The organism is Rhodopila sp. (genome assembly GCF_035548095.1).
GTDB lineage: Bacteria > Pseudomonadota > Alphaproteobacteria > Acetobacterales > Acetobacteraceae > Rhodopila.
On record NZ_DASZUV010000011.1, the window covers coordinates 198528 to 210968 of the forward strand.

The 12441-nt window shown below is 65.1% G+C and carries 7 protein-coding genes; 3 read left to right on the forward strand and 4 right to left on the reverse strand.

Features of this window, described 5'->3' with window-relative positions; translation table 11 throughout:
• Positions 1-52: 52 nt before the first annotated feature.
• From VHC04_RS10255 to VHC04_RS10270, 4 genes are all read right to left on the reverse strand, one after another.
• Entirely contained in the window at positions 53-1540 is a 1488-nt protein-coding gene (locus VHC04_RS10255) for an efflux transporter outer membrane subunit (protein ID WP_325680729.1), read from the reverse strand.
• A complete protein-coding gene (locus VHC04_RS10260; protein WP_325680731.1) occupies positions 1540-4836 on the reverse strand; it encodes an efflux RND transporter permease subunit in 3297 nt (1098 codons plus the stop codon). Before VHC04_RS10260 ends, VHC04_RS10255 begins: the two co-directional genes overlap by 1 nt.
• A 130-nt stretch (positions 4837-4966) precedes the next feature.
• Positions 4967-8071, reverse strand: a complete 3105-nt coding sequence (locus tag VHC04_RS10265) for an MdtB/MuxB family multidrug efflux RND transporter permease subunit (RefSeq protein ID WP_325680733.1) — start codon at positions 8069-8071, stop codon at positions 4967-4969.
• 56 nt (positions 8072-8127) lie between these two features.
• Positions 8128-9576 (reverse strand): MdtA/MuxA family multidrug efflux RND transporter periplasmic adaptor subunit, encoded by a 1449-nt coding sequence (locus VHC04_RS10270; protein ID WP_325680735.1) that lies wholly within the window; start codon positions 9574-9576, stop codon positions 8128-8130.
• 191 nt (positions 9577-9767) lie between these two features.
• On the opposite strand from VHC04_RS10270, the gene VHC04_RS10275 reads away from it, so the two are divergent.
• The 3 genes from VHC04_RS10275 to VHC04_RS10285 are packed head-to-tail and all read left to right on the forward strand — an operon-like array spanning position 9768 to position 12414.
• Entirely contained in the window at positions 9768-10997 is a 1230-nt protein-coding gene (locus tag VHC04_RS10275) for an MFS transporter (protein ID WP_325680737.1), read from the forward strand.
• A 12-nt stretch (positions 10998-11009) separates the two neighbouring features.
• Entirely contained in the window at positions 11010-11294 is a 285-nt protein-coding gene (locus VHC04_RS10280; RefSeq protein ID WP_325680739.1) for a DUF3303 family protein, read from the forward strand.
• A 4-nt stretch (positions 11295-11298) separates the two neighbouring features.
• Positions 11299-12414, forward strand: coding sequence for a hypothetical protein (locus VHC04_RS10285; RefSeq protein WP_325680741.1), 1116 nt, complete (start codon positions 11299-11301; stop codon positions 12412-12414).
• The last annotated feature ends 27 nt before the right edge of the window (positions 12415-12441 follow it).

Sequence of the window (12441 nt, forward strand, 5' to 3'; positions counted from 1 at the left end):
GCCGGGACGGCGCCGTGTTTTCCGGCGGCCAATCGTCACCGGTGCGTCGGCGTCACGGCCGCAGCGGGCTGGGCACGTTCATCTGTTCTACGCTGGGCAGATCACCGGCCTGCCAGCCGCCGCCCAGCGCCTGGATCAGGTTGACGCTCTGCACCAAGCGGCTCTGCCGTACCGCCAGGGCCGACTGCTCGTTTGACAGCAGCGTCGCCTGCTCGACGATCACCGAGGTGTAGGCGACGGTTCCGGCCTTGTAGGCGTTCAGGGTCGCCGTCACCGCCCGCCGGGCGGACGCCACGGCCAGGTCCTGGGCGCCGGCCTGAAGCTGCAGCACGCGCAGCGCGGACAGCGCATCCTCCACCTGTTGGAACGCGGTCAGCACGGTCTGGCGATAATTCGCCACGCCTTGTTCATAGCTGGTGCGGGCGGCTTCCACCTCGGCCGACCGTAACCCGCCATTGAAGACCGTCTCGGCTCCGGTCGCGGCCAGCGACCAGAACCGGTTCTCCAGGTTGAACAACTGGCTGACCGGTGAACCGGCGACCTCGCCCAAGGCGGATAGCGAAATGTCCGGGTAATAGGCGGCGATCGCCACGCCGATCTGCGCGTTCAGCGCCTGCATGTTCCGCTCCGCCGCCGCGATGTCGGGGCGGCGCTGCAGCAGGGTGGAGGGAATGCCAGCCGGCACCACGGGTACATCGGTCGCCAGCGGCGCCACCGAAAGAGAGAAGCTGGATGGCGGCTGGCCGGTCAGCACGGCGATCGCATGCTCATACTGCGCCCGCTGCACGCCGACGGCGATCAACTGCGCCTGCGTGGACTGTAGCTGCGTCAGCGCGGTGACGTAATCGATGCTGGATGCCGTTCCGGCCTTGTATTGGTTATCGGTGATCCGTAACGACTGCCTGTACGCCTCGACGGTCTCGGTCAGCAGTTTGGCCAATGCGTCTTCCGCGCGCAGATTGAAATAATCCACGGCCAGCGTGGCCTGCGCCGATAGGCGGGCATTGGCCAGGTCGGCGGCGCTGACCTGTGCCGAGGCCGTGCTGCTTTCGATCTGCCGGCGAATGCGGCCCCAGACGTCCAGGTCCCAGTCCACGTTGCCGGACAGCGTGTAAGTGGCACCGTTGCGGGAGACATTGCCGCTGCCGCTGCTATTGACGCCGTATTTCGCGCCGGAGCCCGTGCGGGTGGCGTCCGCGCCGACGCTGATGGTGGGGAACAGGCCGGCCCGAGCCTCGGCGACCAGGGCGACGGCGTTGCGGTACTGCGCCTCGTAGGATTTGATGGTCTGGTTGGAGATGTCGACCATCCGCTCCAGCCGATCCAGCTCCGGATCGTTGTAGACGGACCACCAGGCACCTTTGTCGATCGCATCCGCCGGATGGCTCGGTGTCCAGCCTTGCAACTCCTTAAACGCCGGCGCCTCGGGGGCGGCGGGTTGCTGATAGTCCGGTCCGACGGTGCAACCGGCCAGAATGAGGCCAGCGAGAATTGGGCCAGCGAGAATCAGGCCAGTGCGGCCCGGCAGCAGGCGCCGCATTACTCTGCGGCTCCATTGGCGGCAGGTCCTTGGGCAACGGCGGGGCCGGGGAAAATGTGGGCCCAGGCACGCTGTGCGGCCAGGCGGAAGCGATCCAGGTACAGATAGACGACCGGGGTCGTATACAGGGTCAGGATCTGGCTGACCACCAGGCCGCCAACGATGGCGATACCCAGCGGGCGGCGGACCTCGGCGCCGTCGCCGAAGCTCAGCGCCAACGGCATTGCCCCCAGGATGGCCGCGACCGTGGTCATCATGATCGGCCGGAACCGCATCAGGCAGGCTTCGTAAATGGCGTCGCGCGGGTTCATGCCGGTGGCACGCTCCGCCTCCAGGGCAAAATCAATCATCAGGATGGCGTTCTTCTTCACGATGCCGATCAGCAGGACGATGCCGATAAAGGCGATCAGGGATAGTTCGATATGAAACAGCATCAGCGCCAGCAACGCACCGATGCCGGCCGAGGGCAGGGTGGACAGAATTGTCAGCGGGTGGACATAGCTCTCATAAAGGATGCCCAGCACGATGTAGATCGCCAGGATCGCCGACAGGAACAACAGCGGCAAGGTGGACGTGGTGCTCTGGAAGACCTGGGCAGTGCCGCCAAATGTACCGTGGATGGAGGCGGGAAGGCCGATCTGCCGCATCGCATCGTCGACCGCCACGGCCGCGTCGCTGAGCGACTTGCCGGCGGCCAGGTTGAAGGAGATGGTTCCCGTAACGAAGGAGCCCTGGTGAGAGACCGATAACGGGGTATTCCCCATCTGGAAATGGGAGAATGCCGCCAGCGGCACCATCGTTTCCTTTGTGGTAGAGACGGCTGCACCGCTGGAAGCGCTGCCCTTGCCCTTGTTGGCGATGGCATTGGTGGCTGCATTGCGCGCTGCACTGGTGGCAATGCTGGACGCGGCGGTACCGCTGCCGACCGTCCCCACCACGGCGTTTGTCGTCTGGGTTCCCGACGCCGCGCCGCCCTGGGTGCTGACATAGATGTCCTTCAGGATCTGCGGAGACTGCCAGTACTCGGGCGCCACCCCCATGATGACGTGATACTGGTTCTGCGCGCTGTAGATCGTGGAGACCTGACGTTGGCCGAACGCGTCGTACAGGGTGTTGTCGATCATGGCCGGCGTGATGCCCAGCCGGCTGGCGGTCTGACGGTCGATGACCAGATCGGTTTCCAGGCCCTTTTGCTGAACGTCGGAGCTGACATCGGTCAATATCGGGTTCTGCTGCAGGGCACGCTCCAGCTTCGGCAGCCATTCGTACAATAGGGCGCTGCTATCCGCCTGCAACGAGTACTGGTAGGCGGCGTTACTTTGCCGGCCGCCGACTCGGAAGTCCTGGATCGGGATCAGGAACAGCTGCGCGCCGGCGATCGAGGACAGTTTCCGCCGCAACCGCCCCTGTACGGTTTCTATGCCGTCACGGTCCTCGTGCGGTTTCAGCTGGATGAAGACCTGGGCGCTATTGCTGCCGCCGCCCGGTCCGCCACCGCCGCCCTGGCCGGTGAAGCCGACCACCGAGTCCACTGCCGGATCCGTCCGGATGGCCTCGATCATCTGCGTCAGCACCTGCGACATCGCCTGGAAGGAGGTACTCTGATCCGCCTGGATCGCGCCCATCATGCGGCCAGTGTCCTGCTGCGGGAAAAATCCTTTCGGTATCGCCACGTACAGCACGCCGTTCAGCACGATCGTCAGCAGCAGCACCATCACCACCAGCAGCGGATGGCGCAGCGCCAGGTGCAGGGTCTTGCCATACCATCGGGCCATACGCCTCAGCAGGCGACCATGCTCCTCCTCCTCCGAGCGGGGTTCCGACCGCAGATACAATGCGCACAGCATGGGTGTCGTGGTCAGCGAGATCACCATCGAAATCAGGATGGCCAGCGACAACGTCATGCCGAACTCGCGGAAGATGCGCCCCACGATGCCGCCCATCATCAGGATGGGCAGGAACACGGCGATCAGCGACAGGCTGATCGATATGACGGTGAACCCGACCTCCCGCGCGCCGATCAACGCGGCCTCGACCCGCGACTTGCCGGCCTCCAGATGGCGCGAGATGTTTTCCAGCACCACGATCGCATCGTCCACGACGAAGCCGGTGGCGACGGTCAGTGCCATCAAGGACAGCATGTCCAGGCTGTAGCCCAGCAGATACATCGCACCGAAGGTGCCGATGATGGAGACCGGAACAGCGATCGCCGGGATCAGCGTCGCCCGCGCGCTGCCCAGGAAAGCGAACACCACCAGCGTGACCAGTCCCACCGAGATCACCAGGGTGGTCTCGGTTTCCTGCAGGCTCAGTCTGATCTCGGTCGATCGGTCATTGGCAACCAGCAGGTCCATGTCGCTGGGCAGCGCCGCCATCAGGTGCGGAATTTCGGCCTTCACTGAATCGACCGTGGAGACGATGTTGGCGCCGGGCTGACGGAACAGCAGCATGATCACCGCCGGCTTGCCGTTGGCCAGCGCGAGATTCCGAACATTCTCCATCGAGTTGGTCACATCGGCCACGTCGGACAGCGTTACCGGCGCGCCATTGCGATAGGCGATGATGATCGGCTTGTAGTCCTCGGCCTTCGAAGCCTGGTCATTGGTGTAGATCTGGTAGTGCAGGCCATTGGCTTCGATCGCACCCTTGGGCGAGTTGGCGTTTGCCGAGGCAAGGGCGGCGCGCACACTTTCCAGGCCGATGCCGTACTTGAACAATGTATCCGGGTTCAGGTCGACGCGGACCGCGGGCAGCGCCGCGCCACCGATGATGACCTGGCCGATGCCCTGGATCTGCGACAGGCTCTGCGACAACACGTTGGTGGCCGCGTCGTACATCTGTGCTCTGGTCAGTGTCTTCGACGTCAGGGCCAGGATCAGGATCGGCGCGTCGGCGGGATTGACCTTGCGGTAGGTCGGATTGCTGCGCAGGCTGGCCGGCAGGTCGGCGCGGGCCGCGTTGATCGCCGCTTGCACGTCGCGGGCCGCCCCGTTGATATCGCGGTTCAGCCCGAACTGCATCACGATCCGTGCCGATCCCAAGGAGCTGATCGAAGTCATTTCGGTGACATCGGCGATCTGGCCCAGATGCCGCTCCAGCGGTGCCGCGACGGATGTCGCCACCGTCTCGGGGCTGGCGCCGGGCAGCGAGGCATTGATCGATATGGTGGGAAAATCCACCTGCGGCAGCGGTGCCACCGGAAGCTGGAAGAAGGCGAAGATGCCGGCCAGGGCTATGGCGATGGTCAGCAGCGTCGTCGCAACGGGCCGGGCGATGAAGGGAGCCGAGATGTTCATCGGCCGGTCCCCGGCCACGATCGGCGAGCCGGCGACCTGGCCCTTCTTTGCGCGGCTTGGCCGCCCGGCCGCTGCTGCACAGAGCCGGGCGGTCGAGCCGTCATCGCGACCGCCCGGCCCGTCCTCGCGCTCACGGTGCCGCCCCCTGATCGGCGATGTCCTTGCCGCGCAGGCGCCAGGCCAGGCGGTCGAACCACAGATAGACCACCGGCGTGGTGAACAGGGTCAGCACCTGGCTGACCAGCAGGCCGCCAATGATCGTCACACCCAGCGGCTGGCGCAGTTCCGACCCAACGCCGCTGCCGATCAGCAGCGGCACCGCGCCCAGCAGCGCCGCCATCGTCGTCATCATGATCGGCCGGAACCGCAGCAGGCAGGCCTGATGAATGGCTTCCCGCGGCGATTTGCCTTCCTCACGCTCCGCTTCCAGCGCGAAGTCGATCATCATGATCGCATTCTTTTTCACGATGCCGATCAGCAGGATGATACCGATGATGGCAATCACGTCGATCTCCATCCCGGTCACCCACAACGCGGCCAGGGCACCGAGACCGGCCGAGGGCAGGGTGGAGATGATGGTGATCGGATGGATGAAGCTTTCGTACAGCACGCCCAGCACGATGTAGACGGTGACGATCGCCGCCAGCACCAGCATCAGCTCATTCGACAGCGAATTCTCCAGCGCCGCGGCCGCACCCTGGAATGCGGTGATAAAGCTGTCCGGCAGGCCCACCCGAACCTCCGCCTGGCGGATGGCCGTGACCGCGGCGCCCAGCGAGTAGCCAGGGGCGGTATCAAATGAAATCGTCGTTGCCGGGAACTGCGACAGGTGGCTGATCTGCACCGGCCCGGCTTTCTGCTCGGCATGCACGATCGCGCTCAATGGCACCTGACCGGTGGTGGATGAGGAGGAAGGCAGGTAGATCGTGTTCAGTACTGCCAGCGACGCGGCCAGCGACGGGTCCGCCTCCATGATGACGCGGTACTGGTTCGACTGTGAATAGATGGTGGAGATGATGCGTTGCCCGAACAGGTCATACAACGCATTGTCCACCGTCGCCGGCGTGATGCCGAACCGCGCGGCGTTGGAACGATCGATCACCAGATTGACCGTCAATCCCTGCTGCTGCAGATCGCTCGCGACATTGGCCAGTTCAGGAAGCTTTTCCAGCTCCGCGACCAGCTTCGGCACCCATTCGTTCAATGCCGTCTGGTAAGGATTCTCCAGCACGAGTTGGTACTGCGTGCGGCTGATCGCGGCATCGACCGTCAGGTCCTGGACCGGCTGCAGGTATAACGTCACGCCGGACACCTTCATCGCTTCCTGTTGCAGCCGATGGCCGATTTCGGTGGCGGTCAGGCCGCGCCGGCTCTTCGGCTTTAGATTGATCAGGAAACGGCCGGTGTTCAGCGTCATGTTGCTGCCGTCGACACCGATGAAGGAACTCAGGCTCTCGACATCCGGATCCTTCAGGATCACATCGGCCAGGGCACGCTGCTTATCCGCCATGGCCGAAAAGGACACGGTCTCCCCGGCGACCGAAATGCCCTGGATCAGACCGGTATCCTGCACCGGAAAGAAACCCTTAGGCACGACGAAATACAGCCCCACGGTGGCCGCCAGCGTCAGCACCGCCACGAACAGCGTCAGCCCCTGATGGCCCAGCACGACGGTCAGCGCCCTGTCGTACCGGTGGATCACCCAGTTGAAGCCGCGCTCGGCCGCGCGGTCCCAGCGCGGCCGCGTCGCCTCCGGCTGATGGTGCAGCAGACGGGCGCACATCATCGGCACCAGGGTCAGCGACACGAAGGCGGAGATGATGATCGTCACCGCCAGGGTAATGGCGAATTCATGGAACAGACGGCCGACCACGTCGCTCATGAACAGCAGCGGGATCAGCACGGCGATCAGGGAGACGGTCAGCGAAATGATGGTGAAGCCGATCTGCCGGCTGCCCTTCAGCGCCGCCGCCAGCGGCGCCTCGCCCGCCTCGATGTAGCGGGCGATATTCTCGATCACGACGATGGCGTCGTCCACCACGAAGCCCGTGGCGATAGTAAGGGCCATCAGCGACAGGTTGTTCAGGCTGAAACCAAGCATGTACATGGCCGCCAGCGTGCCGACCAGCGACAGCGGCACCGACAGGCTGGGGATGATCGTTGCCGGTACGTTGCGCAGGAACAGGAAGATCACCAGCACGACCAGCGCCACCGCCAGCATCAGCTCAAACGTCACATCCGCGACCGATGCCCGGATCGTCGTCGTGCGGTCCGTCACCACCGCGACATCGACAGCGGCGGGCAGGGAGGTCTGCAATTGCGGCAGCAGGGCCTTGATGCCGTCCACCACCTTGATGACGTTGGCGCCTGGCTGCCGCTGCACGTTCAGAATCACCGCCGGCGTGGTATCCGCCCAGGCGGCCAGCCGGCTGTTCTCGGCTCCGTTCACCACCTTGGCAACGTCGCGCAGGTGCACCGGGGCACCGTTGCGGTAGGCGATCACCAGGTCCAGGTATTGCGACGCGTCGGTGATCTGGTCATTGGCGTTGATCGTGCTGGCCTGGTGCGGCCCGTCAAACGATCCCTTCGGTGTATTGACATTCGCATTGCCCAGCGTGGTGCGCACGTCGTCGATATTCAGGCCCTGGGCCGCCAGCGCCATCGGATTGACCTGCACCCGCACCGCCGGGCGCTGGCCGCCGCTGATGCTGACCAGCCCGACCCCCGGCTGCTGCGAGATCTTCTGCGCCAGCCGCGTTTCCGCGAGGTCGTGCAGTTCGGTCAGCTTCAGCGTCTTCGACGTCAAGGCCAGGGTCAGGATCGGCGCGTCTGCCGGGTTCACCTTGGCATAGATCGGTGGTGCCGGCAGGTCCGACGGCAGCAGATTGCCGGCCGCGTTGATCGCCGCCTGCACCTGCTGCTCCGCCACATCCAGGCTGACATCCAGACTGAACTGCAGGGTGATCAGCGAGGCGCCGGCGGAGCTGACCGAGAACATCTGATTCAGGCTGGGCATCTGCCCAAACTGCACTTCCAGCGGCGAGGTGACGGAGGATGTCATGACCTCGGGGCTGGCACCGGGGTAAAAAGTCTGCACCTGGATGGTGGGATAATCGACCTCGGGAAGGGCGGAGATCGGCAGGAACCGATAGGCGGCGATACCAATCAGGATGATCGCGCACATCAGCAGCGTGGTCGCCACCGGGCGCAGGATGAAAATGCGGGAGGGGTTCACTGCCGCGCCATCCCGTTACGCCGTGCCGTGATGACGGTGCGGGTTCATGGCGCCGGTCACTGCCCGTTCGGCCGCTGTGCCGCGGGTTGCTGTGCTGCCGGCCGCTGTTCCGCCGCCGGCGCGCCACCCTGTCCGGCAACGCTCGACCGACGGGTGTCACCGGCGTCGGAGGGCTGCGCCGCGCCGTCGCGCGCATGCTGCGTGCCGCGTGGCTGCCTCTGGCCCTTGTCCGACGCCTGGCCCTGTCCCCCCTGGCCTTGTCCCCCCTGGCCTTGTCCCCGTCCGCCCGCCGCGGGGACCGTGACCGTGACGCCGTCCCGTAGACGGTCGGTGCCGTCGGTCACGACCCGCTCACCGGCGTCCAGGCCGGATGATACCAGCTGATAGGTGCCGTCCACCGGCCCGACGACGATCTTCCGGACGGTTACCTTGTTGTCCGCCCCAACCACGTACACGAAGGTGCCCGGCTCACCACGCTGCACCGCCTGGACCGGAACGCGGATGACATCCTTCAGCGTGTTCACCAGCAGGCGGACATTGACAAACTGGTTCGGATACAGTGCCGTGTCGCCATTATCGAACACCGCCCGCAAGGTGACTGTTCCGGTCGTGGTATCGATCTGGTTGTCCAGCGTGGTCAGCTCACCTGTCGCCAGCTGGCGGGTATTGTTGCGGTCATAGGCGTCCACGCTCAGCTTGCCGCTATCCTTCCTGGCCGCCTGGATCGCCGGCAGGCTGTCCTCAGGCACGGCGAACAGCACGGACATCGGCTGCAGCTGCGTGATAACGACGATCGGCGTGGTGTCACTCGTGCTGACATAGTTGCCCGGATCGACCTTGCGCAGGCCGACCCGCCCGGCGATGGGTGCCACGATGCGGGCATAGGTCAGGTTCAGCTTGGCAGCATCGATCGCTGCCTGATCGGTCTGCACGGTGCCGGTGTACTGCGCCACCAGGTAGCGCTGATCGTCAACCTGCTGTTGCGCGATCGAGTCCTGCCGACCCAGCGTCTGGTATCGTTTCAGGTTGGTCTGCGCCTGCTGCAGCAGGCCAGTATCATGCGCCAATGTACCCTGGGCTTGCTCCAGCGCCACCTGGTAGGGGCGTGGATCGATCTGCGCCAGGAAGTCGCCCTTCTGGACAAGCTGGCCTTCCTTGAACCCGACTTCGGTCAGATAGCCGTTCAACTGGGTCTTGACATTGACGGTTGCCAGCGGCGTCACCGTGCCCAAGGCATTGATCACGACGCGGATGTCGCCCTTTCCCACGGTGGCGACGCCGACCGATTGCGGTCCCGCCGCGCTGCGGCGGCTGCCCCCCTGGATCGTCGCCGCCGTGCTGCTGTCGGTGTGCCGATGGGTCCACCAGTACCAACCGCCCACGGCAGCGGCAGCCAGAACCAGCAGCAGAATCACCCGGCCAAGCCGCGTGCCACGCTTCGTGACTGGCGTGGACGCCCGATCTGCAGGATCGGTCCGGACCAGCGGCTCGACCTGTTCATCCATTCCAGTCGTCTTCCTTCAGCACCCGCTGGGCGCCTTCATTCATGGTGCATGCGAGTCGCAAGCCGATTAGGGGCAGGCTAGCGCCATGACAAGGCACACTCACCTGAAGTTACCGTAAACCCGCCGACGTTACATTCGCCGCCGATGGCCTGACCCTGGTCAATCCCTGCCGCTCGGGGCAGGCTTCACGCATGTCTGACATTGCCATTCCCGAGGCGCGAGTCACGCCCCGCCGCGCCTGGCTGCTGCTGGCGGCCGCGTTCCTGACCTTCTCGATCGGGGCGGCGTTCATGCACAGCTACACCGTTTTCCTGGTGACCTTCCTGACGGTGTTCAACTGGAGCCGCGCCGAGGTATCGGTGGCCTATGCGGTATCGCAGCTCGTCAACGGGCTTACCTCACCGCTGGTCGGCTTGTTGGTGGACCGCCTAGGCGCGCGGCGGCTGATCCTGATCGGCGGCTGCATTCTGACGACCGGCCTGCTGATCAGCGCCCATGTGAACGCGCTGTGGCAGGTGATCCTGGTCTATGGCGTGGTGATGACGATAGGCGCCAACTGCCTGGGATTGGTGGTCTTTGTGCCGTTCCTGTCGCGGCTGTTCACCACGAAGCGAGGGCTGGCGGTGTCGGTCGTGCAGTCCGCGAACGGGTTCGCGCGGGCGTTTTCCGCACCGGTGGCGACGATGATGATCGCCGGGCTGGGCTGGCGCGGCGCCTATCTCTGGCAAGGCGTGTTCATGGCAGCGGTGCTGGTGCCGCTGGCGGCATCGTTCGGCAATGTCGGCAAGCCGCCGCCGCGGCGGCGCGGTGAAACGGTCCACGGCGAGGGTTGGACTTTGCATCAGGCCACCCGGACGCCGCATTTCTGGCTGCTGTTCCTCGTCTACATGTTCACCGGCCTGGGCAGCTTCCTGGTGGCGCTGCACCAACTGGCGTTTGCCGTCGATATCGGGTTCGACAAGCTGTATGCCGCCTATGTGCTGGGGATGGGCGCGTTTCTGTCGCTGCCGGGCGTCATCCTGACCGGCTGGGTGTCCGACTATGTCGGCCGCGAGTTGTCGGCGATCGTGACCTATGGCACCTCGATCATCGGCGTGATCTGCGCGCTGCTGATCCATAGCCCGGACCAGCACCTGATGCTGTGGCTGCACTCCTGCTTCTTTGGCCTGACCTGGGGCGCGCGCGGCCCGGCCATCACCGCCAAGACCGCCGACCTGTTCCCCGGTCCGAACCTGGGGGCGATCCTGGGCGTGATCACCATCGGCACCGGCTTGGGCGCCGGCGGCGGATCCTGGCTCGCCGGTGCCGTGTTCGACTGGACCGGCAGCTACCGGGTGGCGTTCTGGCTTTCCATCCTGTTCTATGTCGGCGGCTCCGTCGCCTTCTGGGCGTTGCGCCGGCCGCCGGCCATCCGGCGTTAGGAGTGTTCTTCCATGCTGTTTCTGGTCATCAGCGAGCCGCGGCCGGAGCCGCCATCCTCGGTCGTCGCGTCGCGTCAACGTTACTGGCAATGGATCCAGCCGCTGATCGACCGTGGCGAGGTCCGCTCGGTTCACGCGAAGGTCGGCCGCGGCGCGGCCGTGCTGTTCGATGTGCCGTCCAATGAGGCGCTGCATGCGCACCTGAATGCCTGGGCCGACATCATTCCGGCACGGTTCGACGTGCATGCGCTGATCGACCCGGACGCGGCGCGGACCTTTCTGAAACACCAAGGCTGATGCGATGACGGGTGTGGAACCGACGGTCACCGCCGGCGCCATCCTGGTCTATCGCCTGGTCGACATCGCCTATGAGATCGACCTCACCAAGGCCGAAGTCGCCTGGTCGCGCACGGTGCGCTCCGCCGTTTCCCGTGGGCGGCTGACCGCGACGCCGGCCAAGGCGATGTCTTTCGGGGTACCTCCGGTGCAGCTGTCGCTGACTCCGGTGACCGTGATGCTGCCCACCGGCCCGGTCGAGGCGAGCGTTGTCGCGCGGCTGTATGATTTTGGAGTCGTGAGCCTGGCACTAAGGGTACCGGTGGCGAACCAGAGCTGGGCTGGCTTCGTGACCCGGATGAACGCGGTGGACCAGTGGATTGCCACCAACGCGCCCTGGGCCAAGCTGCTGGAGCAGGTGCGGCACGGCATCGCCGAGGCGATCATCCGTCCGACGACAAACTGCGTGGAGGAAGACTACCTCATCGGCCTGGTCCATGCCCTGGACCAGCCGATGACCGCCGAGGCCCTGCAGCAGCGGGTGGATCTGGTGACCCTGCTGTCCGGCGAACAGCGCCCGCTGTCCGAAGGTGCGCGCCGCGACCTGCTGCAGCATCACTATTCCTACTACACCGACGACCTGGTGGCGCTGACCTGGAACCGCGCCTTCATCCTGGAGCCGCGTGGCGACACGGACGTGGTAGACGTCCTGGAGGTCGCCAACGCGCAGCTGCTGGAGATGCGCTACTATGACGAGCTGCTGGATGCGGAGCTGCCGCGCATGTACGATCTGGTGCAGGCGATGCACCGCAGGCGGTTCTGGCCGGGAGTAGGGCGGTATGCCGACCTCGCGCGCCGCCTCTACACGCTGGTCGCCGAGGTGACGGAACTGACCGAGAAAGCGGACAACGCACTGCAAGTGATCGACGACGTTTACCTCGCCCGCGTCTACGCCGCCGCGCTGGACCTGTTCCGTGTGCGCGTGCTGGGCGCGGCGGTGGACCGCAAGCTGTCGATCATCCGCGACACTTACACCTCGCTGTATGACGAGGCATCGCACAGCCGAGCGACCGTGCTTGAACTGATCGTGGTGCTGCTGATCCTGTCGGAGGTGATCATGGCGCTGATGCAGATTCATTAGGGGGTGCGGCGCCGCTGCGACAGCCGA

Bases quoted from the DNA above. Each gene is read 5' to 3' on its own strand.
- VHC04_RS10270 (WP_325680735.1), bottom strand. From the start codon at position 9,576: ATGGATGAACAGGTCGAGCCGCTGGTCCGGACCGATCCTGCAGATCGG.
- VHC04_RS10275 (WP_325680737.1), top strand. From the start codon at position 9,768: ATGTCTGACATTGCCATTCCCGAGGCGCGAGTCACGCCCCGCCGCGCC.
- VHC04_RS10255 (WP_325680729.1), bottom strand. From the start codon at position 1,540: ATGCGGCGCCTGCTGCCGGGCCGCACTGGCCTGATTCTCGCTGGCCCA.
- VHC04_RS10280 (WP_325680739.1), top strand. From the start codon at position 11,010: ATGCTGTTTCTGGTCATCAGCGAGCCGCGGCCGGAGCCGCCATCCTCG.
- VHC04_RS10285 (WP_325680741.1), top strand. From the start codon at position 11,299: ATGACGGGTGTGGAACCGACGGTCACCGCCGGCGCCATCCTGGTCTAT.
- VHC04_RS10260 (WP_325680731.1), bottom strand. From the start codon at position 4,836: ATGAACATCTCGGCTCCCTTCATCGCCCGGCCCGTTGCGACGACGCTG.